Origin of the sequence: Geitlerinema sp. CS-897 (assembly GCF_028368005.1) — a bacterium.
Lineage (GTDB): Bacteria > Cyanobacteriota > Cyanobacteriia > Cyanobacteriales > Geitlerinemataceae > Baaleninema > Baaleninema simplex.
In genome coordinates, this window is the sequence record NZ_JAQNCQ010000024.1 from 1 (window position 1) to 24,509 (window position 24,509).

The window sequence follows — 24,509 nt, forward strand, 5'->3', positions numbered from 1 at the left end:
AGATTTTAGCTTCCTTGGCGGCTACGGCTGCCCAATCTGACGACTCCTTTATTGACCTCGTTGCCCAGGCCATGCCTTGGCAGGCTTCGACCTGAGTGAGCATCGCTAAACAGATACTCATCTTGGAGATGCCGGGGATCTCCGGCAGCCATTTACCGATCTGGGATTTTGCGGCCAACCCTTTAATACGGCGATATCTTTTCTAACAAAGGTTTCAGGACTTGACTTTTCTTCACCACTAAGGCTGGGGTGCTGTTGGTTTACCCCCCCCGATATCAATAAATGTATCGAGTGCTGCCAAACCGCTAACTCTGGCAAATCCTCTCGCCTACAATCGACGTAAAGCCCCTCGGTGAGAGGAGAACCAACCATGTCTAAAATATCTGTCATTTCCCAAATCGCCCCCTCAGCATTAGTCGCGACTGCCCTATTAATCCCCTTTTTCGCCAACGCTGCCGAAACCCAAACCTCCCCCGTCAGCAAAACAAATCCAGAAGTTACAATTACCAAAGGACTCAACCCAACACCCCAACCTATCGAAGTCCGACTGGCACAAGTCACATCGGTTTCCCAACTGTCCGACGTCCAACCGACGGATTGGGCGTTCCAAGCTCTCCAATCCCTCGTCGAACGTTATGGGTGTATTGCCGGATATCCCGATGGAACCTATCGCGGCAACAACTTCATGACTCGCTACGAGTTCGCCGCTGGGTTGAACGCCTGTCTCGACCAAATCGTCGCTCTCATCGGTGGTGGTGAAGAAATCGATCCCGAAGATTTAGCCCGCTTGCGTCGCCTACAAGAAGAGTTTGCAGCCGAACTCGCTGCGTTGCGAGGGCGAGTTGACGGTTTAGAAGCTCGCGTCGCCGAACTCGAAGCCAATCAGTTCTCGACGACGACGAAATTAAACGGGGAAGTGATTTTCTCGATCGCCAACGCCTTCAATGCCGAAGAAGGGAATGAAGAAACCGTCTTTCAAAACCGGGTTCGCTTGGACTTCGTCACCAGTTTTACCGGGCGCGATCGCCTGCTGACTCGCTTGCAATCGGGTAGTAGCGTTCCCTTTGGCATCAATGGCAACAACGACGGTATCGACTTCGGAGCCTCCGCAGAAGGCGTTCTCGCCTCTCAAGTTTTCGGCGATTCCGGCAATTCGGTCAATCTCTACACCCTGGCTTACTCGTTTCCCGTCGATGACAAATTCGACGTTACTATCGCCGCGAACGGCGTGCGCTTTACCGACTTTACCCCGACGCTGAACCCCTATTTCGACGACGACGACGGCGGCAACGGTTCCCTGAGTGCCTTCGGCCAACACAACCCCATTTACCGGCTCGGCGGCGGGGCGGGTTTGGGCTTAAACCTTCGTTTGACTGACTTTTTGCAGTTTACGGCGGGATATTTAGCCGGAGAATCCAGCAGTCCCCTGTCGGGTGACGGCTTGTTTAACGGTGACTTCGCGGCATTAGGACAGCTAACGTTGCGCCCCAACAACGATATCGGTATTGCCTTGACCTACAATTACGGTTACTTCGGAGAAGGCAACTTCGCCTTCAACAACGGCGATGCCTCGGGGTTTAATAATACGGGCATCGGGTTTACAGGAACGGCCATGGCCAACGGTATCGGTGCGACAAATCCGATTACGAGCCATTCCTTTGGGGTTCAAGTGTCTTGGGCTTTGACTGATAACTTCCACGCGAACGCCTGGGGTGGTTATACGGACATCGAGTTACGCAACGACGATCTCGACGGTGAAATTTGGAACTGGGCGTTAGGACTGGCGTTCCCGAATTTGTTGTTGCCGGGAAACCTCGGCGGTATCGTGGTCGGATCGCAGCCCTATCTCGGGGGATTGGAGGATAACAACAATTTCTTCGACAACGATGTGCCGTGGCACGTGGAAGGGTTTTATCGCGTGAAGATCGGCGACAACCTTTCGGTCACGCCGGGGTTCGTATGGTTAGTCAATCCCAATCAGGACGCCGATAACGATGATGCGGTGGTGGGAACGATTCGCGGTACGTTTACGTTCTAGGCGTCGGATCGTTATCTGTCGCGCCCACTCCCCGGTATCTGTGAGATGCTGGGGAGTCTTCGATATCGTCACGGTTGTATTTTTCCATCTTTCTAGCTTCGATTTTGGCTTCGACGAATAGGTAGATCTGCGATCGCGATCGCACGAACGCCCCCGAGACTGTCACGAGGACACCCTTCAAACTGTCACAGGATAGGAGGGACGAGAATCAGCCCGTTAACCGTTATAGATCGTCGCGCTGCAAGGTATTAAAAGAAATAATAGTCGCCAGCGAGGTACTTTATTGATGGTGCGTTGGATGACTACTCCTGAATCGAGTTTTTCGAGACCGACTGCTTCCCACTGCGAACTGTCCTTCGAGTTGCGAACCCAACTGCAAACCCTACTGTGGTCGGTCGAGTTGCTCGAACTCCGTTTGGATTCTCCCAAATCTCAAATTAGAAACCGACAACCCCTCCGCGTACAAGTCAGACAAGTTCGAGAAGCCGTCGAACAAACCTGTGCGTTGCTCGAGCGCCCCGAGCGATCGCCTTGCTATCGCGATACTACGGATGATTTTACAAATATCGATTCCTCTCCTCAGTGAAATTACAGTATATTTTACTGTAAGGTGCGATCTCGATCTCGGCGATCGAAAGCGGCTGCGAGCGAGAGATCTCAAGTACCGATCGACGCTGCCGCTCTCGAGATCTGTCTGGTGTTAAGTGTTACCAACAGCGGACAACAGATTGGAAGTTCGTCTGAGAGTTCGTTTCACTCGGAGATGCCAAGATCTTCTCGATCGTTGACGCTCTCTCACGCGGCCCAAGCATTTTAAGTAATTTCACTTAAGCAATTTTAACACAATTTCAAATAAATTGCGTAATATCACGCATATTTTGCTATGACCTCCCCATCTTTTTCCTCCCTGTTGAGTTCCCAACCTGCGATCGTGAACGAGAGTCCGTCTCAACAACCGCTTTCTGCGACTGACCGCGAATCTTTCCTCGAGCTATCTCACGAGTTTCGGGCGTCGCTCAATACGATTTTGATGTCAGTCGATCTTCTCGAGGACGACGACAGCTCCGACGAGTCCGAACGCCAGAGTTACCTCGAATTTATTCGGACGGCGGCCGAGGATATCGATCGCCGCCTCGAAGAACAGATAAAGAGATAGGGAGAGGAGGAAGAACCTGTCAACTGTTAACTGTCCCTACTGGCGACTGGTGACTGGCGACTGTAACAGATGTGATAGCATGACCGCAGATTTTTTTTCGAGTTGAGTGTAAATTCCTATGACCTGGCAACGTCCTGACGGTCGCCCTCACGATCGCCTGCGCCCAGTCAGCTTCGAACTCGACTTCACGCACTTTGCCAAAAGTGCAGTGTTGGCGCGATGTGGTAATACCCAAGTTCTTTGTACCGTCACCGTCGCTCCCGGCGTTCCCAAGTTCCTGCAAGACAGCGGACAGGGATGGTTGACGGCCGAATATCGAATGTTGCCGAGTGCGACGCCGCAACGTCAAGCTCGCGAACTCCTCAAACTGTCGGGGCGCACTCAAGAAATCCAACGGCTCATCGGCCGCAGTCTCCGAGCGGCGATCGACCTCAAAGCCTTGGGCGAGCGAACGATTATCGTCGATGCGGACGTCTTACAAGCCGATGCCGGAACCCGTACCACAGCTATTACAGGGGGTTGGGTGGCCTTAGCCGACGCGATCGCCACCTTAGTTCGAGACGGAGAACTCGAGCGATCGCCCCTGCGCCATGCGATCGCCGCCATTTCCGTGGGCTTGATTGGTGGCGACGCCGTTCTCGATTTGCAATACGAAGAAGACGTGGCCGCCGATGTGGATTTTAACGTCGTGATGACCGAAGAACTCCAGGCGATCGAACTGCAAGGTACCGCCGAAGAAGGAAGTTTTTCCCGAACTCACCTCAACCAATTGCTCGACCTGGCCGAACGGGGCATTAAAGACCTCCTCGACGCTCAAAAACAGGCGTTGGCGGGACGGATAACGATTTGAGCAGACAAGGAAGACAAGGAAGAAGCGGTCAACTCAGAGCTGTCCCCACTGTTCGCTGTTCGCGGTTGACTGTTCGCGGTAAAAAGTCTCCCCACCTTCCCAACAAAATCTTTACACTAAACTGAGACTATCGATCGCTCACGGCACAACATTTCAACCCTTATGAACGTTTTCCGTCAATTTATCGCTCCAGCTTTAATCGTCCTGGTATTTCTGCTCGCTCTTGCGGCCACTAGCGCCCGCATTTTCATTCCCGGTGGGTTGAGCGAACCCGTCTCCGTCGAAGTCCCCGCTCCCTCTTCTGTAAATTCGTCCCAGTCCTAAATTCCATCGCCTTGCCTTTTCTGCCCGGTTATCGCTTGCAAGAAGGATCGAGTCTCGATCGCGCGCGGTTGGTGAAGTTCGCGCAGCGCACCTACCGCGAACTGTATCCCGATCGCGACTTTTCTCACCTCGCCCATACCATCGAACAATACTTTTCAGCCAAAACCCCCGTATGGTGGGTCGAAACTGAAACCGCAGAGGAAACCGAACCGATCGCCTGTTTGTGGTTGGGAAACGCCATCGACCAACTCGGGGGCGATCGTCACGCCCATATTTTCCTCGTCTACGTCGCGCCTCCCCACCGACGAAGGGGGATCGCCTCCGCCCTCGTGCGTCATGCCGAAACCTGGGCCAGACAACGGGGCGACAGTCAAATCGGCCTGCAAGTCTTTGCCGACAACGATCGCGCTGTGACCCTCTACCGCAAACTGGGCTACCGTACCCTGTCTTGGTGGATGGTCAAACCCCTCGATCGTTCCTAAAATGCTAAAAAGGATGCAGCCAACGCCACATCCTTAGAGGTGAGGAGCGAGTTCGATATAGAAGAATTACGACTTTGTCCCGGTCACCTTTTCGGAAAAGTCAGTAATTTTATTCTGTAATTCCGCGCGAGCCTCGGCGGTGAGCAAGTAGCGGAAGATAAACCATCCCGAATAACCGATTCCCACCAGCTCGAAGAGGGGCGATAACAGCGGGATATCGTTAATAGCATCGACGATCGAGGCGACCAAGTAAATGGCGACGAGCGCCCCAACCACCAAACCGATGTTGATCAAGGGTTTTTTGTATTCCGAGAAAAATTTCCCGACGTAATCGAAAAGATCCGAGAGAATCGACAGAACTTGAGTTTTGACTTCTTCGAATCGGTCGCCGGTCGCCTCAGTGTTGGACAATTGAATTTGGCCGCCTTCAGAAGACGGAACCGTCACTTCAGGAGCGTCCTGTCCTGGGGTTCGTACTTCGTTGGGGTTTGTTTCTGGACTCATAGTTGACAACCTCGTAAATAACAACGTCGATTATATTAGAGCTTTCCGAGCCGTCGGCAACAGCCGAAACCTTAGATCGATCTGAAATAGGGGTTGGCGTTCAAACTTTCCTGACAGTAAGGCAGAGGCTGAAAAATTGCAAGAGAACCACCACATCCCGTTCGACATCCCCGTGAGGGGGTGCATCAACTGCCGTTAAATACTTATGAGTGCTTCTTCGATCCTGATGTCCTCCGTATCCGATCGCGCGATCGAACTCCTTCCTACTGACGTCGTCCGAGCGATCGCCGCTGGAGAAGTCATCGACTCTCCCGCCGCTGCTGTTCGAGAACTGGCCGAAAACGCGATCGATGCCGGGGCGACTCGCATTAGTATCGCCGTCGATCTCGATCGCTGGTCGGTGTGCGTCAGCGATAACGGCTGCGGCATGACCCGAGAAAACCTGCGCCGTGCGGCGATCGCCCACAGCACTAGCAAAATTCACCGCTTCGACGACCTGCACCGCATCAGCAGCCTGGGGTTTCGCGGCGAAGCCTTGCACGGACTGGCTCACCTGGCTCGTCTGGAAATCCACAGTCGTACTGCTGACGGGGACGGATGGCGTGCCGCATACGACCGTCAGGGAGCGGCGATCGCCCTCGAACCGGCCGCGATCGCCCCTGGAACCGTCGTCGCCGTCCGCGACCTGTTTCGCGACTGGCAGGGACGCCGCGACGCTCTTCCGAGTCCTGCCCAGCAATTCCGCGCCGTTCAACTGACGGTGGCGAACCTGGCACTCTGTCACCCCCAGGTCAACTGGCAAGTCTGGAAACAAGGGAAACGCTGGTTTTCCCTCAGCGGCAGTCCCGACCCGAAAGCGTTACTCGTGCAGTTGTTGCGAGGGGTACGCCTAGACGATTTACGCCAGGTGTCTCTTTCCTCGTCGTCCTCGTCTCGAGAGGAGGCAGAAGACCGTTTAGATCTAGTTCTCGGACTGCCCGATCGCTGTCACCGCCACCGCCTCGATTGGCTGAAATTTGCCGTTAACGGCCGCATCGTCAACTTACCGGAACTCGAACAAACCGCTCTATCGGCCTTGTCGCGGATGTTGCCCCGCCACCGCTATCCGCTGGGCTTCGTTCACCTGCGCGTGTCCCCCGAGGCGATCGACTGGAACCGCCACCCAGCGAAAACCGATCTGTATTTAACGCAAATCGAAACCTGGCAAGAACGACTTCGCAGTGCCATCGATCGCGCCTTGCGCCTCGACGAAAGCCAGCGAGATGCCCCCCGGTCTCCCCGGATGCAACATCTGCTGAAAGTCTCGGCCTCCAAAGCCAGTTACCGCCTCGATGACGAGAGCCAAGATTCTCCCCCCACGCCACTGATGCCTCTGCGAGCCGTCGGACAGGTCAGCAATACGTATATCGTGGCCGAACACCCCGATGGCGTGTGGTTAGTCGAACAGCACATCGCTCACGAACGGGTATTGTTCGAGCAGTTCTGCGACGACTGGCAACTCGTCGAACTCGAACCGCCCATCGTTTTACAGCAGTTGAGCGATCGCCAAATCGAGCGGTTGCAAGCCTTATCGATGGAAGTCGAACCCTTCGGCGAGGGACTCTGGGCGATCCGTCAAGCCCCCGCCCCCTTGGCCGTGCGAGACGACTGCGCTGAGGCGATCGTGGAGCTGTCCCAAACCCCCGACTTGGAAGCGGCACAAGTGGCGACGGCCTGCCGCAGTGCCATCCGCAACGGTACGATTCTCACCTTACGAGAAATGCAAACCCTCCTCGATCGCTGGCAGCAAACCCGCCACCCCCACACCTGCCCCCACGGACGCCCCATTTATTTAGCCTTAGACGAATCTTCCCTCGCGCGGTACTTTCGCCGTCATTGGGTTATCGGCAAAAGCCACGGCATTTAAGTCACGATTTGCCCACAACAATACGAATTGCTAAGCTGCCCGAATTTCTGTTGACAGGCGTAACAAAATGTCCACATAATTTTAGATTGTGTAAACTCGACACTCATAAAGACCCTTGGCTAACGTAGTTGTAATCGGTGCCCAGTGGGGCGACGAAGGAAAAGGAAAGATCACGGACTTGCTCAGCCGCTCGGCGGATGTCGTAGTACGTTACCAAGGAGGAGTGAACGCTGGACACACCGTCGTTGTCAAAGATCGTACTTTTAAGCTTCACTTGATTCCTTCGGGAATTTTATATCCTGAAACCGAATGTATCATCGGTTCGGGAACGGTCATCGACCCCCAAGTACTCATAGACGAATTCGACCAGCTCGAAGCCTTAAACGTTCCGCTCGAGAATCTTAAGATCGCTCAAACGGCGCACGTTACGATGCCGTACCATCGCCTGATCGACCAAGCTTCTGAAGAGCGGCGAGGTTCTCATAAAATCGGAACGACGAAACGAGGTATCGGGCCGACTTACGCCGATAAATCCGAGCGAACGGGAATTCGCATCCTCGACTTAATGGACTCGGACGGATTGCGGGATACCCTACAGTGGACGATTCCCTATAAAAACGATATCCTGCAACGACTGTACGACTTACCGCCCCTCGACGCCAACGAAGTGGCCGATCGCTACCTCCAATATGCCGATCGCCTGCGTCCCCACGTCGTCGATGCGTCCCTCCGCATTAACGAGGCCGTGCGGTCTCGTCGCAACATCTTGTTTGAAGGCGCTCAAGGAACGCTCCTCGACCTCGATCACGGTACGTATCCTTACGTTACCTCGTCCAACCCCGTCGCAGGCGGTGCCTGCGTGGGAGCGGGTGTCGGTCCGACGATTATCGATCGCGTGATCGGCGTGGCTAAAGCCTACACCACCCGCGTTGGCGAAGGGCCGTTTCCGACGGAAATGACCGACGGGATCGGAGAAGTGCTGGGATCGCGGGGGGCTGAGTTCGGCACCACCACCGGCCGCGCCCGTCGTTGCGGTTGGTTCGACGCCGTCATCGGCCGTTACGCCGTCCGCATTAACGGCATGGACTGCCTGGCCATCACCAAACTGGACGTTCTCGACACCCTCGAGGAAATTAAAGTTTGCGTCGCCTACGAAATCGACGGCGTGCGAACGACCGACTTTCCCAGTAACGCCCGTCAGTTCGCCCGCTGCAAACCCGTTTACGAAACCCTTCCCGGTTGGAAAACCTCCACCGAGGAGTGCCGCGAACTCGACGATTTACCGACCCAGGCGCTCGATTATCTGAAATTCCTGGCCGAACTGATGGAAGTTCCCATCGCGATCGTGTCGCTTGGTGCCGGACGCCATCAAACCATCATCGTCGAAGATCCCATTCACGGCCCCAAACGCGCCCTTCTCGATGCCAACGGAACCCCCTTAGAAGGTTCGGCCTCGTAGGTTCGCTCCAGGCGATCGCCCCACGGACTCAGGCGCTGAGAAAATCGCCTGTGATACCATAGAATGCTTGACTTTTTTGTAACGAAACGCAACAACCACCATGAAACTGACAGTAGAGTGCAAGCCCAGACCCGAAGGTAGTAAACCGAACGCCCTGCGACGCGAGGGTTGGATTCCCGCTGTTCTGTACGGCCACGACGGCGACAACTCCGTTTCTCTCGTGGTCGACGAAAAATCCGTTCAGAAACTGCTCAAAGAACCGGCCGCCAGCACCAGCTTGATCGACCTCAACGTTCCCGAGTTATCTTGGACTGGCAAAACCCTATTGCGGGAAGTCCAAACCCACCCCTGGAAAGGCTACCCCTACCACATCAGCTTTTTCTCCATTGCTACTCAAGACAGCATCCAGGTCGATTTACCGCTGAACTTCGTCGGCGAACCGGTCGGACTCAAATCCGGTGGTATTCTCGAAGCCCAGGTGACGGAAATTAGCGTTCGCTGCGCCCCGACTGATATGCCCGAATCGTTGGATATCGATGTATCGGCTTTGGACATCGGGAAAAGTCTGCATCTCGACGAAATCGTATTTCCCGAAGGCGTCGAACCTGTCACCGATACCAACCTGTTAATCGCGGCGATTCAAATTCCGCGTGGCGTGAAAGCTGAAGAAGGGGAAGGAGACACAGAGAGCGCTATCGAGACACCTGAAGTTATCGGCGAAGCATAAAAACGGTGTCGATACACCTCAAGTCAGAACCAGGGAACGACCCTGGTTTTTTTGTGTCCGGGGGAGCCGGGGGAGATAACCGGATGATGGGATGACCCAGATATGTTTTCCCCATCTCCCTGTGGGGGCGGTGCGTGACGCGGTAATACTCCCTTCGTCTGACTTCGACGAGATTTTGGCGCCCGCGTCACGGCACCCTACGATTCTTCTTGTTCCCAGATCCGGTGTTCCTCATCTCCCTGTGGGGGCGGTGCGTGACGCGGTAATACTCCCTTCGTCTGACTTCGACGGCATTTTGGCGCCCACGTCACGGCACCCTACGATTCTTCTTGTTCCCGGTTCCCTGTTCTCTTGTTAAAATCGGTTGCGGTTTGGCTATATGGCCGCCGTCGAACTGACCCCTCATTGTTTTTCAATATGGATCGATACAACGTTTACGCTATTGGCAACGCCCTCGTCGATATGGAATTCGAGGTGACTGAAGACCTGTTGTCGCAACTGAAAATCGACAAAGGGGTGATGACTCTTATTGATGAAGACCGCCATCACGAACTCGTTGACGAACTGCTGAAATACGAGGTGAAGAAAGCCTCGGGGGGGTCGTCGGCGAATACGGCGATCGCCGTCAGTCAGTTTGGCGGAAGCAGTTTTTACTCTTGTCGCGTCGCCAACGACGATACGGGACTGTTTTATCTCGAAGATTTGGAGCGTTGTGGCGTAGATAGCAACGTCGATCCCGAACATCGTCCCGACGGCGTGACGGGTAAATGCTTGGTGTTCGTGACGCCAGACGCCGATCGCACGATGAACACTCACTTAGGAATTGCGGCGGATTTCTCAACCACCGATTTGGTTCCCGAGGCGATCGCTGCTTCGGATTATCTCTACATTGAAGGCTATTTGGTAGCCTCGCCTCCGGGGAAAGCGGCTGCGATCGAAGCTCGCAATTTGGCGCAACAGGCGGGAGTTAAAACGTCGCTGTCCTTGTCTGACCCGAACATGGTGGATTTCTTCAAACCCGGTTTGTTGGAGATGATTGGTTCCGGGTTAGATTTCATTTTCGCCAACGAAAGCGAAGCCCTGAAATTGGCGGACGCGAAGGACATCGACGGCGCGATCGCCTATTTGAAAACCCTCTCTAAACAGTTCGCCATCACTTTGGGATCGAAAGGGTCGTTGATTTACGACGGTAGTGCAGTTGTGGAAATTCCGTCTGTGTCCGTGAAGGCGATCGATACCGTCGGAGCCGGGGATATGTACGCCGGAGCTTTACTCTACGGCATGACCCACGGCATGAGCTTCAAAGCCTCTGGAAATCTGGCGTCTCGAGCCGCTGCTCGCGTCGTCTCCAGCTTGGGACCTCGTTTAGAACCGGATGAAACGCAATCTCTGTTAGCCGCGTAGGGTGCTGTGACGTGGGCACCAAAATCCCGTCGAAGTCAGGTAAAGGGAGTATTACCGCGTCACGCACCGCCCCCACAGGCACTGATGAAAAGATGATGGGATGATGAGGTAATGGGAATCTTAAGTAGGGTGCTGTGACGTGGGCACCAAAATCCCGTCGAAGTCAGGTAAAGGGAGTATTACCGCGTCACGCACCGCCTGAATTTTCCAGCGATCGCATCCCTGAAGAACGCATACCGAAAATTCTAAACATGAGCGAATTTCAATATTATCAATTCCAAACCATCGATCGCCGTTTGACGAAAGACGATCGCGACTATCTCCAAACCAAATCCAGCCGCGTCCAACTGGAAACCCACGGCGCTCGGTTTTGCTACGCTTACGGTGACTTTCGCGGCGATCCCCTCGAAACGCTCGATCGCTGTTTCGATATGATGCTTTATATCGCTAACTTTGGCGCGAGAACCCTGGCTTTTCGCTTTACCAAAGATGCGATCGATCCCGAAATTTTCGACCCTTATAAAATTGAATACGCCGTTAAAGTCAAACCGACGAAAAAATCGATCCTTCTCGAACTGTCTTTCTATGGTCTAGATTTTGTAACGGGGTGGATCGACGATCGAGAAGATATGTTATCTCCCCTAATCCCGTTGTATCAGGACATTATAAACGGCGATTTGTCTCTTTTATATCTCACGTGGCGGCGTATCGAAACCAGCGAAGAAATGGAACGTCCTGACGGAGGAATGCAGTTTTCTGCACCGCCAACGTTGAAAAAGCCGTCTCCTGAACTTCAAGCCTATGCTGACTTTATCGACCTGGATTTAGAGAGTTTGTAACAATTTGGCTTGGAAGTCGTCGTTTCTCTTGCTTCCCAGTTATCCTTTAATCAGTTTATAACATTTAAATCATGAAATGGAAAGCGATCGAAATAATCGCTGTTTTTGTCACGAGATTTTAAGTTTCATGAATTTAAATGCAAGATACTCGATAAGTCTTGACAATTTTCTAGATCTAAATTTATAACCATAATAAATTAGTTCGATCGCACGATCTCGATCGAAGGCTATCGATGGTAAAGCGATCGCGATCGAGAAGCTTTTTCTAGATCGATTTATCGGTATTCGGAAACGCTCGAACGTCAAGAACGAACGTTTAAATACGTTTCTAACCCAATGTTCTGTTCGTATTCGTATAATTGAGTACTTCAGCGATCGCAATTTTTTCGGTGCGATCGTAAATCCAGTCAATGCAAATTGACGCGGACGATTCGAGCGAAAAAAATTATAGGAGAATCAATAATGAGAGTTGGAATTTTAGAAGTGATGGCGCTTCCTTCGCAGTCTTGGACTGAAAAACTGCATCATACGGTTCTGACAAAACAATATGCGAGTCTGACTCCTCAAGCCATTTCCGTTTGGTGTCGCCAACTCGGTCATCAAAGCTTTTATGCAACCTATTACGGCGTGGGAAATCCCGAACGGTTGCTTCCGAAAGATTTAGATATTGTCTTTTTCTCTTGTTGTACGCTGGCGAGTTCACTCGTCTATGGATTAGCGAAACTGTACCGTCAGTTAGGAACCTTTACCATCATCGGTGGCGCTCACGCTGAAGCCTTTCCTGCGGATTGTTTGCGCTTTTTTGACTTAGTGGTTAAAGATTGCAACAAAGAACTGATTTCCGATATTGTTTCGGGACAGTTTGAAAAAGGACATTACATCTCCAGTGCCAAACCTTTTACGGACTGTCCGACGGTTGAAGAGCGAATGCCAGAAATTTTAACGGCGTCGTTTTTTAAGAAGAAATGGCCGAGCGTGTTTACCAGCGTTCCGATGGTTACGAGTCTGGGTTGTCCGTACACTTGTGATTTTTGTATGGATTGGAACAGTCCTTATCAGGTGTTATCCAGCGATCGCTTTGCCAACGACCTGCACTATTTGGCTAAAAACTATCCGAATACAGTCGTGGCATTTCACGATCCTAATTTTGCCATTCAATTCGATCGCGTCTTCAACGTCCTTGAAAGTATTCCCCCCGAGTCGCGGATGTCCTACGTGATGGAATGTTCTTTAAGCATTCTGACACCTTCAAGAATTGACCGATTGCGAGAAACGAAGTGTATTGGGGCGTCTTATGGGGTCGAATCTTGGCAGGACGATTATTCGACTAAAGCGGGATTGAAGTTTAAAAAAGGGTTTGAAAAGGTCGATCGCGTCTCAAACCACGTCGAACAACTGTACGAATACGTCGCCTACCAACAGGTGACGTTGTTGTTTGGACTCGATACCGACAAAGGAGACGAACCCGTTGAGTTAATGAAGCGTTTTATCGAACAAACTCCTTCAGCTTGGCCGGTTATTGGAATTCCCGTTCCATTTGGGGGAACGCCGATGTTCGATCGCTTTTGGGCGGACGATCGCATTTTAAAATCGATGCCATTTACGTTTTACTATTTTCCCCATTTGGTGACACAACTCAAACATTACGATGCCATCACTTATTATGAAAAGCTCATCGAGTTGTCGGACAGCGTGGCGTCAGAAAAACTGATGAAGAAACGACTCAAAACCTCAAAAAACAACCGTACTCGACTGATTCATATCGTTCGACAAAAAGGAGAAGCAGTGGTTAAAAAATACTATCTTGAAATTTTGAATTTATTGCGTACTGACAAGCAATTTCGAGATTTTCACGACGGAAAATCGACGGCATTACCCAATTTTTATAAGCAGAAATCTAATAAAATCTTAGGTCGTTATGCAGAATTAGTTTCGCCGGAAGAACAAACCCCCTGCTTGGAGCAAATTCAACCTCAAGTTGTCTAAGTTGATGCTAGAACGGATTTTAAAATTTCTGATTATCGTTGTCGATTGTGCGGGACCGCTTCTTATCGCTGTTGGTTTGTTTGCAGGTATTTTGCACGTCACCCTTTTGGATATCAGCTTGTTGGTGGGAATGCATGTTATTACGATGGGAGGCGTCACCGTGGGATATCATCGCTTGCTGTCTCATAAAGCCTTTAAAACGGGTGTCAAAACTCGGCGCATTTTGGCGATTTTGGGGGCGATGTCCGGTCAAAGCGATCCGATTCGGTGGGTCGATCTTCATCGTCGCCATCACCGCTATGAAGATGTCGAGGGAGATGTCCATTCTCCCCATCTTTCCGGTAACGATTTTTGGGGGCGTTTAAAGGGATTTTGGTATTCCCATTTAGGCTGGATTTTTGATGACGATTGGGAACGATCTGATTTTCGTTATGCGGTCGATATTCAAAACGATTCGGTTATCTGTTTTGTCAGTCGATATGCGTTAGTCTGGCCGCTGCTTTCTTTTGTCATTCCGGCGGTTCTTGGAGGCGTTTTAACTGGAACTTGGACGGGGTTTTTTAGTGGTTTTTTCTGGGGCGGACTGGCTCGGTTAATATTCGGTCATCATGTGAGTGCTTGTGTTAATTCCGTTTGTCATGTGTGGGGAAGTCGCCCGTTCGTGACGGAAGATTATAGCTGCAATCATGGGTTAGTTGCGATACTGACTCTCGGCGAAGGATGGCATAACAACCATCATGCGTTTCCGTATTCGGCACGGCAAGGTTTAACCGGGTGGCAAATCGATCCGAGTTGGTGGTTTATCCAACTTTTAGAAAAATTGGGTTTGGCTTGGGATGTGAGAGTCCCTTCACCCAAGGAGATGTTACGTCTCGATCGCTCTCGGTTGAAAAATACTTAGCAATACTAAAAAAACGCAATCGCCCTCTCAAAAAATAGACTATAACAAATACAGCCCAGCTTTCAGACGGTTTATCGGGGTTCTCCAAATGTGGAGTTTGTTTTATCGAAACCTTCGACTCCTAATTTTAACCATCTGCCTCATCGTCGTTTGGGGCGTCTCTTCCTATCAAACCTTACCCCAACTGGAAGACCCCGAATTCAGTCAGTGGTACGGCGGTGTATTGACCTCCTTTCCCGGTGTCAGTGCCAGTCGCGTCGAAACCTTAGTCACGGAAAAAGTTGAAGGCGTTCTCGAGGGAATTCAAGATCTTCGTAAAATCGAATCCACCTCGGTATCTGGGTTGTCCTCAATTTTTTTAGAAGTCGAACCGACGGTGGACGACGTAGACGAAGTGTGGTCTCAGGTGCGCGATCGCCTCTCCGATGCTGTCCCGCTGCTGCCCCAAGGGGCTGGAGATCCCGAATACGTCCCCTTGGATTTTCGCGCCCTCGCTGCTGTCGTCGCCCTGACGTGGGAAGCGGACAGTCCCCCCAATTCCGCGATTTTGCGCCGCCAGTCGGAAGAATTGAGCGATCGCCTGCAAGCCATTAACGGTAGCGATCGCCTCGTCTTTTTCGGCCAACCCAGCGAAGAAGTCATCGTGGAAGTCGATCCCGATCGCGCGGCGGTGTTGGGACTGACGCCGCAACGCATCTCGCAACAGATTCGCGGCCGGGATGCCAAAGTCGCAGCCGGACAGGTGTACGGCGAACAGAACCGTCTCGTCCTCGACTTAGCCGAACCCCTCGACTCCATCGATCGCCTGCGACAACTCCCCCTCCGCAGCCACGACAGCCGCAGTTTGCACCTCAACGACTTGGCCGCCGTCCGTCAAAGCATTCGCGAACCCCCCGCCGAACTCGCCCGCGTCAACGGAAAGCCCGCCGTCGTCCTAGGGGTGCAAATCGACACCAGCCTCCGGGTCGATCGCTGGGCGCAAGAGGCGTATCGAGTCCTCGACGGCTTGCGGGACGACCAACCCCCAGAATTGGGCATCGAAATCCTGCTGGATTTGAGTCAGTACGTCGAAGCCAGACTGCAAAACCTCGTTTACAACCTGCTGTTGGGCGTGTTTTTCGTCTGTCTCTGCACCGGAATCATGATGGGCTGGAAATCCGCTCTCATCATCGGTTCCGCCCTTCCCTTGTCGATTCTGATGGTGGTGGGGTGGATGGGAATTTTAGACATTTCCCTCAATCAAATCTCCATCAGCGGCTTGATTATCGCCCTGGGACTGCTCATCGATAACGCGATCGTGGTGGTGGACGAACTCACCCATTTCCTCAAATCCGGGTACAGTTCCGCCGCCGCCATCGACAAAACCGTGAAAACCCTGGCGACGCCGCTGTTGGCTTCGACCCTCACCACCGTTATCGCCTTCGTCCCGATTCTGCTGCTTCCGGGGGATAAAGGGGAATTCGTGCGCCCCCTCGCCCAAGGGGTGATTTTGGCGTTGTTGAGTTCTCTGGGATTGTCCCTGACGGTGGTTCTCGCCATCGCCGGACGGTTTTATCGTTCTGGTAACGCGGTGGCGACGGGGATTTCCTGGTCGCCGCTGACGCGGGTGTATCGAGGGGTGTTGGGTTTTTGTTTGTCCCGTCCGCTGCTGGGGATGGTGTTGGCGTTCGGTTTGCCGATTTTGGGGTTTCGCGTGGCCGGACAACTCCCCGAACAGTTTTTTCCGGCGACGGAACGGAATCAATTTCTCGTCGAGTACGAGTTACCCCCGTCGGCGTCGATGGCGGAAACGCAAACGGTGGTTTCTCAAGCGGAATCGCTGTTAGAAGACAATCCCCGCGTGACGGACGTTTACTCGTTTTTCGGGGTGCGATCGCCCGCGTTCTATCAAAATATGCCCCCCAAGTTTGCCAATGAAGGGCCCAACTACGCTAGTAGTTTCGTCATTTTGGACGACTCGCGGGAGGTGCCGCAATTGGTGGAAGCGGTGCAGCAGGAACTCGATCGCAATTTACCCTCAGCCCGGGCGATCGCGCGTCAGTTGGTCTTCGGCCCCTACATTCCCGCCCCCATCGAACTTCGGGTGTACGGGGACGATTTGGCGACGTTGCAACGTCTGGGGAACCAGTTGCGATCGCTCTTGGCGGGGGTTCCCGGTATCGTCCACACTCGGGCGGATTTGGGGGAAACCTTACCGGGGTTGGCGTTGCGGTGGGACGACGACGCCTTGCAACGGGCGGGACTCAGTTCGGTAGAGATGGCGGAACAGTTACAAGCCAGTTTAGACGGTATCGTGGGCGGGTCGATTTTGGCCGGAAGCGACGAACTCCCGGTTCGGGTGCGTTGGAGTAACGCCGACCGAGGGGATGTGGAACGGATTGCGGCGTTGACCTTGCAGGGAACGAACGCTTCGCCGCCCCTGTCTACGGTGAGTTCGTGGACGCTGGTACCGCAACTGACGGCGATCGCGCGTCGTGAGGGCGTCCGCGTGAATACGATTCAAGGGTTCGTGCGGGCGGAGGTCTTACCGGCCGTGGTGTTGGCGGAGTTTCGCCAGCGGGTGGAGGCGGAAGGCTTTTTGGTTCCCCCTGGGTATCGTTTGGAAATCGGCGGGGAATCTGCCGAACGCGATCGCGCGGTGGAAGAGTTGATGTCTGCGGTGGGGGTGTTGTTGGTGATGATGGTGGCGACGTTGGTGTTGTCGTTGAACTCGTTTCGTTCGGCGGGGATTATCGCCATCGTCGGCGTGGGTTCGGTGGGGTTGGGGATGCTCTCGCTGTGGCTGTTCGGCTATCCGTTTGGGTTTATGGCCATGTTGGGAACGGTGGGGTTGGTGGGGGTTGCGATTAACGATTCGATCGTGGTGTTGGCGGGGATTCAGGACGATGCGAAGGCGGCGGTGGGCGATCGTGGGGCGATTCTGGAGGTGGTGGTGCGATCGACCCGTCACGTTTTGACCACGACGTTTACGACGATGGCGAGTTTCGTTCCCTTGATTTTGGGCGGTGGCGGGTTTTGGCCGCCGATGGCGATTTGTATTGCGGGCGGGGTTGGGGGTGCGACGCTGTTGGCGTTGTTTTTTGTTCCTTGCGCGTATGTGTTGGTGAAACGGCCTCGGGTCAGTTGAGATGATGATGGGGTGAGGTGATGAGGGGATGGGGAAACCGTTAGGGTGAGGTCGAGCGATCGCGACAAAACCCTCGCACAGCCTGCACCACCGTTAAATCTGTCCCCGTTTTTCGCAGTTGCAACCACTGGTTGCGTTGCGGTGACGGCGGGAAACGCCAGACTCGTCGAAACCTCTCGGTACTCTCCCTCTTGCAAATATAAGATTTATAATGCTCGAGGGAGCTAACAATGAGGAAATGCACGAATTTAGAGGTCTGCGTTAAACTGATGTTATTCTGACACTCTAAAATAGATAGATATACATCGATGGATGTTAAAGAATTTCTCAAACAATGGGACTCTGGGAAAAAAGATTTTGACGGTATTTATCTAAGAGAAGTTGATTTATTAGAAGAGGCAATTCAATTAAATGTTTCTAGACCTATTTTGCATTGGGCGACAGGCATCAGTTTTAGAAACGCAAAACTTTTAGGAGTTAATTTCAGTAGATCGGATTTATCTAACGCAGACTTTGAAAATGCAAATTTGAAAGGCTCTATTTTTGCACCTTGTAGACTACAAGGTGCTATCTTTAGTAATGCCAATTTGAGTCAAGCCTGTTTGAGTCAGTCAATTTTGAATGGAGCTAGTTTTATCGGAGCAAATCTTGAAGGTGCAAATCTTGAATCATGTCAATTAGAAAATGTAGATTTTTATGGTACAAATCTCAAGAATGCGAATCTGAGAGATACTAATTTGAATAAGGCTGTCAACCTGCAATATGCAATATTAGACAATACAATATTTGGATGTCTACATGATATCCGTAGATCTGATATTTATTATGCCAAATCAAAAACAATTAAACAAGGAAATAGTAGCCCAAAAGATAGAGCAAAACGATTGCTAAGAGAATATCAAGGCGGAAAAAGAGATTTTAGCAAATCGAACTTAATTGGTGTTAGTTTAATTGACGTCAATCTAGAGAATATTATATTAAACTCTGCCGATCTTCGCCATACAAATTTGACAGGAAGTAATCTCAAAAACGCTAATTTAAGCAAAGCTTTGTTGACTGAAGCGAATTTACAGAATTGTAATTTACAAGAAGCAAATTTATCTGAAGCTGACTTGTCTGGATCGAATTTGCAGCATTCCCAGCTTATAGAAGTAAATCTCCAGCTAGCTTTGCTGGATGTAGCAAATTTATTGAGTGCAGATTTATTTGGAGCTAATATGAATTTTGTGTCTTCAATTGGAGCGAACTTTGCTGATGCCAACCTAAGAGGAGCAATGCTAGTAGATTCTAATTTGACAGAAGCCGATCTAATTAAAGCCAATCTTATCGTCGCAAATCTAACTCGAGCAAATTTAACCAAAGCTAATTTAGCATATGCAAATTTATCACTGGCTACATTGGAAAGAGCCAACCTATTTCAAGCTGATTTGACCGGCTCCAATTTCGATCGCGCTACTTTTGTAGAAACTAATTTTAGCCAAACGAAAGGACTTTGGAGCTGCTCCACAAACCGCCGTTACGCAACTTGTTGGAAAACAGTTTTTCCTGATGGCAAAATTGAAATGAATCCATGGCGATTCTAATCTATAGAAACTGCGACCTCAAGAGAGCTTTAGGGCGAGGTCGAGCGATCGCGACAAAATTCTCGCACAGCGCGCACCGCCGTTAAATCCGTCCCCGTTTTTCGCAGTTGCAACCACTGGTTCAGTTGCGCGACGCTGACGGCGGGAAACGCCAGACTCGTCGAAATTTCTTGGTACTCTCCCCCTTGCAATGCCAAAATCGACAGCGCATCCTGTCGGTACAGCCAGAGTTCGGGAACGGCGATCGCACTGTAAATCGGAAGTTTGCTCTGAGAACGATGGGCGATATCGACTTCAACAGCCAAATCGGGGGGAACGTTCGAGGATATCTCCCCATCAAGTCCCTGAGCCGCCTGCGCGTTTTGAATAAAAAAACAACTATTCGGTTCGATACCCTTAGCAAACTCTGAGCTGTCGAACCTCGTCGAACCGAGATTGTTGAATTCTAGCCCCAACTCCTCCGCCAGTACTAATACAATGGCGGCAAGAACTCGGTTGACGATTTCATGAAACGCCCCCGGCATTCTAATTTCTAACACTCCATCGTTTTGACATCCTCACCGCCCTGGAAGGACGGTGATTCCTGCTAAGCAGTTACTGGTTCATCGACACCACTTACTGAATCAGGTTTCCCTTCATCAGCAGAGGTGGGAGTCTCCTCAGTCGTTCCCTCTTTCGAGGCAGTTCTCGGATGACCTCCGATACTGTTTGACCATTCCATTCCTAATGCTTCCATGCCACGCTTGAGAATGTTTAACGCTGCGTTCGTATCCCGGCAGATCTCAATTCCACAGTTGGGACAGTTATGTGTTCTGGTGCTAAGAGACTTTTTAACTCGATGCCCGCAGTTATGACAATCTTGACTGGTAAAAGCAGGGTTGACAGCGACTACCGCTTTTCCCAAAACCTTACCATAGTAGTCGAGGAAGCCTGTGAATTGACTCCAGGCAGCATCAGAAATGGATTTGGCGAGATTGTGATTTTTGACTAAGTTAGCAACTCTTAAATCTTCATACATCACGACATCATGAGATGCCACTAACGCTTGGGCTTGTTTGATTGCCCAATCTCTACGCTGGCGGTGAACGGTTAGGTGCTGTTTCCCGAGTTGCCGACGTGCCTTGTGGTAGTTTGCCGACTGTTTCTTCCCTTGGCGATATCTTCGACTCAATTGACGTTGAAGCTTCTTGAGCCTTTGTTCAGACTGTCTAAGGAACTGAGGGTATAGGGTTGGGTTATCGTTTTGGTCTTTGATGAAATATTTTATCCCAAGGTCTATACCTACAACATCCCCTGTATATGTTCCTTGTTCCCGACGTTCAATATCTAGGCAGAATTGGGCGTAGAACCCATCGGCGCGACGAACAACCCTCACAGGGTTAATTTTACTTCGTAGAATGTCTTCCCTAGCTTTACCATTACAGTAGAGAGAGAAGATTCCGGCTTTGAAACCATCGGTGAAAGTGAGGGTATATCCATCGTTCGACAGCTGCCATCCGCTGGTTTTGTATTCGACCGAGCGGTTGTGCTTTTTAAACTTTGGATAACCAGCGGGTTTAACTCCTTCCCGACAGTTCTTATAGAAGCGGTTAACCGCCTGCCAAGCACGGTCGGCGTGGGCTTGTCGAGCCATACTATTGAGCTTTTTAGCAAAAGGGAACTCGCTTGCCAAACTCTTGCACAGAGCTTGCATCTTAGCTCTAGTACACTTTTTGGTATCCATCCACAACCTCAAGCATTTATTCCTGACGAACTGTCCTGTACGGATGGCTTCATCAAGTGCTTGATATTGTTTCGGGGTTCCGTCTTTAAGTTTTGCTTCTCTGACTAACACAGCTCGACTTAATCAATAGCACCCATAGCGGATACATTTATGTTACCACAAAAATATCTAGGTAAAGTCGCCCTAGAAGGGCGAGGCTTTAAACCCAAAATTCTCGGTAAGCAATGCGAGTTGCGCGATTTTCTCCCAATTCCTGCAACAACGCGATGTAGCTTTCCCAACTCACGCCGCTGACGCGAATCGCACTACCGGGAATCAGTTCGATTTGGCTCAGTGGCGTAGCGAGGGCGACGGTCATGGCTGACTCGATCTCGATCGGTTGCATCTATTGCAATCCTACACTTTGGATAGTAACAAATAACCTTTTGACGGTCGGGTGCAAGCGGCTTGTTAGACCTCACTGCGACTTTAACAGTTCTTCAACAGTCAGTTCGATATCGCTGGCAATTTGCCGTAGAAGTCTCGGAGAAATATCACGTCCTTTATGAAACGGAACAGTTGTCCCTCGACCATCTTCATGCCGAAACTGCTTGTGTGAACCTTTTTGACGAACCTCTACAAAGCCTAGATTTTCTAGAATACGTACAACTTCTTGCGGCTTCAGAACGGGAATGTTACTCATGGCCTACTGAACCACAATCTGCTGTATACCAACAAACTCGGTCTTGAATACTACTTCCTCATCTTGCAGAAGCATCTCAATGACTTCACGAAGGTTTTCGTGCAACTCATCCAAAGTTTCTCCTTGGGAGTGCGCTCCAGCAAATCCAGGGACATAACCCACATAGAGGTTAGTGTCAGAATCTTGCTCGATAATTGCAGTGAATGTTCTCATAAGCTAAGGTTTTCTGAATCAATATGAAATGTATACCTAGTAAGAGTTTTAAAACTTTTTTTAAAAAAGGTGCAAGGTTTTTAGATCGAGATGCTCCAATGCTCGGAACCTTGAGTGGGATGGGTCTTCGGGACTTGTGGTGTAATTTGTTATTTTGAATGCAAAATTGGGCGGGGGCGCATTGCCATGACGCCCCTACAGTAAGGGTCTTACTTATCATAAAATTAGCTTATCACCTTAAACCCAGAAGACCCAGTGGGATTGAGATTTGGCGACCAAACTTCTCCCCGTTGAAGCGGCTCGGTCATGGCTAATCTTCTCGATCGAGCATCGCTGAATCATCACCCATTCCAGCTTCAGTAAGAGTACAGTCTTCTTCTGCAAACTCAGTTGCCAGGGATGTCATGGCTGACTCGATCTCGATCGGTTGCATCTATTGCAATCCTACACTTTCTTAAAGAAACTGGGTTTTTAGAGGGATTTCAATAAATCCACTGCCAAAATAGAGCAAAAATTCAAGCTGTAGTCTAGGCGTTTTCTTAGACGCTATAACTCATCGATCGTCACCAACCCACCCTCCGTAAACTGAATGACCAGTTCTTGCTCGTTAAGCAGTGCGGTTCCAATCAACGGTCGTCGCCCAGTCGCAAACACACGAACATCTCGTTCTGCTCCATCCCAAAAGATTGTCGCCTGATGGACGGGCAAAAAGACTGAACTGTTGTCTGCCAGGTTTGCAGGTAAAGTGTACAAAAATGGAAGTCTGAGCAAATTTACGGCCTCTGGCGGGAGTCAAAGGCGATCCGTAAAGCCTGTATCGATGACAAACTCGATCGGGAAAGTTGCACTATTCACCAAAAGAAAGGTCATTGACATCCTCACCGCCCTGGAAGGACGGTGATTCCCAAACCTCACGATTTGGGTTCCTGTTTCTTCCCCTTACGGGTTTTTCGCAGTTGCTCTCTAGAACAATGTCCTTCAAGTCTTACACTCGCTCCACAGGAGGACACGGGTGGCGAACCGAGTTCGCCACCGTGAGATGTCCGTGCTGTAACGGTGTGTCCCACCGCCAAAAGGTTTCGTGCAGCGTTGATGTCCCGATCGCGATCCGCCCCGCATTTCGGACAAGTCCACTCTCTGACATCCAACGCCATCGAATCAGCTTTGTGTCCGCAACTCGAACACAACTTACTGCTCGGAAACCACTTGTCTACCTTGACAAGAGTTCGCCCGTACCACTGGCATTTATAGTCCAGTTGGTTGACGAACTCTCCCCACGCACAATCGGAAATATGTTTGGCGAGTTTGGGATTTCTTACCATCCCTATCCCCCCTTTAGTTCCCCCCTTATTAAGGGGGGTTAGGGGGGATTCCACCACGACGGTTTGGTTTTCACGCACCAGGCGGGTTGTCAGTTTGTGCAGGTAATCGCTCCGAGAATCTTTGATTTTTTCGTGAATCTTGGCAACTTTACGACGTGCCTCTCTTGGTGCGCGTTCCCTAGCGCCGTGCGACGGCGCGGGGTCGCACCGCTTCTCTCGATTCCGAGAACCCTTCATCTTACGAGACAGGGCTTTCTGAGCGCGTCTCAAGCGTTTGTAGTGTTTCGTCAGATGGCGGGGATTTTCCGCTTTTTCTCCATCGCTGGTAATGGCGAGATAGGCGATTCCCACATCGACGCCGACACTTTTCTCGGACTGGGGAAGTGGTTTAACGGTGTCATAGTCCACCAAGATGGAAATATGCCAACGTCCCGAGGGTTCGAGTCGCACCGTGACGGTAGAGGGTTCTACTCCTTTGGGGAGTTGGCGACTCCATCGGCTCTCGAGCGGTTCTTGGCTTTTTGCCAAATACAGAGAACCATCTCGCCAACGAAACGCCGATTTGGTAAATTCGGCGCTACCTCCATTCCGTTTCTTTTTGAACCGTGGGTATTTGGCTCTTCCGTTGAAAAAGTTGGAATATCCCTTATCGAGATGGCGCAATCCTTGTTGGAGAGGAACGCAACTTACTTCCCCAAGAAACTGCAACTCCTCTTCTTGCTTCCATTGCGTCAGCATCTTCGAGGTTTCACGATATCCTACCTTCTCCTGTCGCTCTTTCCATGCCCTCGATCTCGCTTCCAACGCCTTGTTGTAGACAAGCCGCACGCAACCCACTGTTCGACGCAAGAGGGAATCTTGCTCGGGAGTGGGATAGAAGCGATATCGGAAAGCTCGCAGTGTCATTTTGGCAGTTTACCGGCCCAAATTTATTGTAAAGCCGTCCTGGAAGGACGGGGTTTCAAACCCAAATTTTTCGATGAGACGATCGCATTTCTATCAGTCACCATACCGGAAATCACTGCTCACCCGCTCCATCACACCACCGAAAGAAGCCGCTACATTATAGCCGATACGGATGCCAAAGAGTCTTGCATACGGGGACTTTTCCTGAAGGCTTCGGGCTGCCTGTAGCCCGGTTTCATGGGTGCATCTCACTTTCGTAAAAACACAAAAATCATGGTAAAATAATATGAGTAGATATATCTAAAAAATTTCAAAATGAACTTAAACTCCGAAGAACGAGAAAAGCTACAAGAACATCTCAAAGCGGTGGCTGACAT

General features: G+C 51.1%; 23 protein-coding genes and 1 pseudogene. 15 read left to right on the forward strand and 9 right to left on the reverse strand.

Translation table 11 applies throughout. The features are described 5' to 3' along the window. Positions 1-370: 370 nt before the first annotated feature. Positions 371-2,038, forward strand: a complete 1,668-nt coding sequence (locus POG22_RS00900) for an iron uptake porin (RefSeq protein WP_063716834.1) — start codon at positions 371-373, stop codon at positions 2,036-2,038. Here POG22_RS00900 and POG22_RS00905 read toward each other — a convergent pair. Then, positions 2,028-2,219, reverse strand: a complete 192-nt coding sequence (locus POG22_RS00905; protein ID WP_498903098.1) for a hypothetical protein — start codon at positions 2,217-2,219, stop codon at positions 2,028-2,030. The two genes, POG22_RS00900 and POG22_RS00905, sit on opposite strands and share 11 nt — an antisense overlap. 117 nt (positions 2,220-2,336) lie before the next feature. On the opposite strand from POG22_RS00905, the gene POG22_RS00910 reads away from it, so the two are divergent. The 5 genes from POG22_RS00910 (at position 2,337) to POG22_RS00930 (ending at position 4,850) form a co-directional block, all read left to right on the forward strand. Then, positions 2,337-2,624, forward strand: coding sequence for a hypothetical protein (locus POG22_RS00910; protein WP_144053654.1), 288 nt, complete (start codon positions 2,337-2,339; stop codon positions 2,622-2,624). Between the two features lie 297 nt (positions 2,625-2,921). Then, positions 2,922-3,194: a histidine kinase gene (locus POG22_RS00915; protein WP_498903099.1), complete on the forward strand. Its 273-nt coding sequence runs from the start codon at positions 2,922-2,924 to the stop codon at positions 3,192-3,194. Positions 3,195-3,312: 118 nt separating this feature from the next. After that, on the forward strand, positions 3,313-4,044 hold the full coding sequence (gene rph / locus POG22_RS00920; protein WP_063716831.1) for a ribonuclease PH: 732 nt from the start codon (positions 3,313-3,315) through the stop codon (positions 4,042-4,044). Positions 4,045-4,206: 162 nt separating this feature from the next. Then, entirely contained in the window at positions 4,207-4,368 is a 162-nt protein-coding gene (locus POG22_RS00925; RefSeq protein ID WP_498903100.1) for a DUF8624 family small hydrophobic protein, read from the forward strand. Between the two features lie 11 nt (positions 4,369-4,379). Then, complete coding sequence (locus POG22_RS00930; protein ID WP_063716830.1) at positions 4,380-4,850, forward strand: GNAT family N-acetyltransferase; 471 nt, start codon at positions 4,380-4,382, stop codon at positions 4,848-4,850. A 66-nt stretch (positions 4,851-4,916) separates the two neighbouring features. Here POG22_RS00930 and POG22_RS00935 read toward each other — a convergent pair whose 3' ends face one another. Then, a complete protein-coding gene (locus POG22_RS00935) occupies positions 4,917-5,354 on the reverse strand; it encodes a CAAD domain-containing protein (RefSeq protein WP_017659119.1) in 438 nt (145 codons plus the stop codon). A 226-nt stretch (positions 5,355-5,580) separates the two neighbouring features. Between POG22_RS00935 and mutL the strand changes: the two genes are divergently transcribed. The 9 genes from mutL to POG22_RS00980 all read left to right on the forward strand — a co-directional run bounded on the left by mutL (position 5,581) and on the right by POG22_RS00980 (position 19,286). Further along, the gene (gene mutL / locus POG22_RS00940; protein WP_498903102.1) at positions 5,581-7,260 is read left to right on the forward strand and encodes a DNA mismatch repair endonuclease MutL; all 1,680 of its coding nucleotides are present in this window, start codon (positions 5,581-5,583) and stop codon (positions 7,258-7,260) included. 115 nt (positions 7,261-7,375) lie between these two features. Further along, positions 7,376-8,719: an adenylosuccinate synthase gene (locus POG22_RS00945; RefSeq protein WP_063716828.1), complete on the forward strand. Its 1,344-nt coding sequence runs from the start codon at positions 7,376-7,378 to the stop codon at positions 8,717-8,719. 100 nt (positions 8,720-8,819) lie between these two features. Then, positions 8,820-9,446, forward strand: coding sequence for a 50S ribosomal protein L25/general stress protein Ctc (locus POG22_RS00950; protein ID WP_498903104.1), 627 nt, complete (start codon positions 8,820-8,822; stop codon positions 9,444-9,446). Positions 9,447-9,863: 417 nt separating this feature from the next. Continuing rightward, the gene (locus tag POG22_RS00955; RefSeq protein ID WP_498903105.1) at positions 9,864-10,850 is read left to right on the forward strand and encodes an adenosine kinase; all 987 of its coding nucleotides are present in this window, start codon (positions 9,864-9,866) and stop codon (positions 10,848-10,850) included. A 134-nt stretch (positions 10,851-10,984) separates the two neighbouring features. Then, positions 10,985-11,689: a hypothetical protein gene (locus POG22_RS00960; protein WP_498903107.1), complete on the forward strand. Its 705-nt coding sequence runs from the start codon at positions 10,985-10,987 to the stop codon at positions 11,687-11,689. A gap of 462 nt (positions 11,690-12,151) precedes the next feature. Next, positions 12,152-13,675, forward strand: a complete 1,524-nt coding sequence (locus POG22_RS00965; RefSeq protein ID WP_063716604.1) for a B12-binding domain-containing radical SAM protein — start codon at positions 12,152-12,154, stop codon at positions 13,673-13,675. 4 nt (positions 13,676-13,679) lie between these two features. Beyond that, a complete protein-coding gene (locus tag POG22_RS00970; protein WP_074170877.1) occupies positions 13,680-14,576 on the forward strand; it encodes an acyl-CoA desaturase in 897 nt (298 codons plus the stop codon). Between the two features lie 88 nt (positions 14,577-14,664). Further along, the gene (locus POG22_RS00975) at positions 14,665-17,703 is read left to right on the forward strand and encodes an efflux RND transporter permease subunit (protein ID WP_498903108.1); all 3,039 of its coding nucleotides are present in this window, start codon (positions 14,665-14,667) and stop codon (positions 17,701-17,703) included. Positions 17,704-18,011: 308 nt separating this feature from the next. Beyond that, positions 18,012-19,286 carry a pentapeptide repeat-containing protein gene (locus tag POG22_RS00980; protein WP_498903109.1) on the forward strand — a complete coding sequence of 425 codons (1,275 nt, stop codon included), beginning with the start codon at positions 18,012-18,014 and terminating at the stop codon, positions 19,284-19,286. Between the two features lie 29 nt (positions 19,287-19,315). Here POG22_RS00980 and POG22_RS00985 read toward each other — a convergent pair whose 3' ends face one another. The 7 genes and pseudogenes from POG22_RS00985 to POG22_RS01015 all read right to left on the reverse strand — a co-directional run bounded on the left by POG22_RS00985 (position 19,316) and on the right by POG22_RS01015 (position 24,132). After that, complete coding sequence (locus POG22_RS00985; RefSeq protein WP_498903111.1) at positions 19,316-19,825, reverse strand: Uma2 family endonuclease; 510 nt, start codon at positions 19,823-19,825, stop codon at positions 19,316-19,318. 47 nt (positions 19,826-19,872) lie between these two features. Beyond that, the gene (locus POG22_RS00990) at positions 19,873-21,120 is read right to left on the reverse strand and encodes an RNA-guided endonuclease InsQ/TnpB family protein (protein WP_498903112.1); all 1,248 of its coding nucleotides are present in this window, start codon (positions 21,118-21,120) and stop codon (positions 19,873-19,875) included. Positions 21,121-21,208: 88 nt separating this feature from the next. Then, positions 21,209-21,394 (reverse strand): hypothetical protein, encoded by a 186-nt coding sequence (locus POG22_RS00995; RefSeq protein ID WP_498903113.1) that lies wholly within the window; start codon positions 21,392-21,394, stop codon positions 21,209-21,211. Positions 21,395-21,466: 72 nt separating this feature from the next. Beyond that, positions 21,467-21,691: a type II toxin-antitoxin system HicA family toxin gene (locus tag POG22_RS01000; protein ID WP_074170873.1), complete on the reverse strand. Its 225-nt coding sequence runs from the start codon at positions 21,689-21,691 to the stop codon at positions 21,467-21,469. 3 nt (positions 21,692-21,694) lie between these two features. Next, positions 21,695-21,904: a type II toxin-antitoxin system HicB family antitoxin gene (locus POG22_RS01005; RefSeq protein WP_498903116.1), complete on the reverse strand. Its 210-nt coding sequence runs from the start codon at positions 21,902-21,904 to the stop codon at positions 21,695-21,697. Between the two features lie 546 nt (positions 21,905-22,450). Continuing rightward, a pseudogene (locus tag POG22_RS01010) lies at positions 22,451-22,774 on the reverse strand (clan AA aspartic protease). Between the two features lie 41 nt (positions 22,775-22,815). Beyond that, positions 22,816-24,132: an RNA-guided endonuclease InsQ/TnpB family protein gene (locus POG22_RS01015; RefSeq protein ID WP_498903118.1), complete on the reverse strand. Its 1,317-nt coding sequence runs from the start codon at positions 24,130-24,132 to the stop codon at positions 22,816-22,818. Positions 24,133-24,509 lie beyond the last annotated feature (377 nt).

Bases quoted from the DNA above. Each gene is read 5' to 3' on its own strand.
- POG22_RS01015 (WP_498903118.1), bottom strand. From the start codon at position 24,132: ATGACACTGCGAGCTTTCCGATATCGCTTCTATCCCACTCCCGAGCAA.
- POG22_RS00910 (WP_144053654.1), top strand. From the start codon at position 2,337: ATGACTACTCCTGAATCGAGTTTTTCGAGACCGACTGCTTCCCACTGC.
- POG22_RS00915 (WP_498903099.1), top strand. From the start codon at position 2,922: ATGACCTCCCCATCTTTTTCCTCCCTGTTGAGTTCCCAACCTGCGATC.
- POG22_RS01000 (WP_074170873.1), bottom strand. From the start codon at position 21,691: ATGAGTAACATTCCCGTTCTGAAGCCGCAAGAAGTTGTACGTATTCTA.
- POG22_RS00975 (WP_498903108.1), top strand. From the start codon at position 14,665: ATGTGGAGTTTGTTTTATCGAAACCTTCGACTCCTAATTTTAACCATC.
- rph (WP_063716831.1), top strand. From the start codon at position 3,313: ATGACCTGGCAACGTCCTGACGGTCGCCCTCACGATCGCCTGCGCCCA.
- POG22_RS01005 (WP_498903116.1), bottom strand. From the start codon at position 21,904: ATGAGAACATTCACTGCAATTATCGAGCAAGATTCTGACACTAACCTC.
- POG22_RS00935 (WP_017659119.1), bottom strand. From the start codon at position 5,354: ATGAGTCCAGAAACAAACCCCAACGAAGTACGAACCCCAGGACAGGAC.
- POG22_RS00980 (WP_498903109.1), top strand. From the start codon at position 18,012: ATGGATGTTAAAGAATTTCTCAAACAATGGGACTCTGGGAAAAAAGAT.
- mutL (WP_498903102.1), top strand. From the start codon at position 5,581: ATGTCCTCCGTATCCGATCGCGCGATCGAACTCCTTCCTACTGACGTC.
- POG22_RS00965 (WP_063716604.1), top strand. From the start codon at position 12,152: ATGAGAGTTGGAATTTTAGAAGTGATGGCGCTTCCTTCGCAGTCTTGG.
- POG22_RS00970 (WP_074170877.1), top strand. From the start codon at position 13,680: ATGCTAGAACGGATTTTAAAATTTCTGATTATCGTTGTCGATTGTGCG.
- POG22_RS00900 (WP_063716834.1), top strand. From the start codon at position 371: ATGTCTAAAATATCTGTCATTTCCCAAATCGCCCCCTCAGCATTAGTC.
- POG22_RS00955 (WP_498903105.1), top strand. From the start codon at position 9,864: ATGGATCGATACAACGTTTACGCTATTGGCAACGCCCTCGTCGATATG.
- POG22_RS00950 (WP_498903104.1), top strand. From the start codon at position 8,820: ATGAAACTGACAGTAGAGTGCAAGCCCAGACCCGAAGGTAGTAAACCG.
- POG22_RS00925 (WP_498903100.1), top strand. From the start codon at position 4,207: ATGAACGTTTTCCGTCAATTTATCGCTCCAGCTTTAATCGTCCTGGTA.
- POG22_RS00995 (WP_498903113.1), bottom strand. From the start codon at position 21,394: ATGCAACCGATCGAGATCGAGTCAGCCATGACCGTCGCCCTCGCTACG.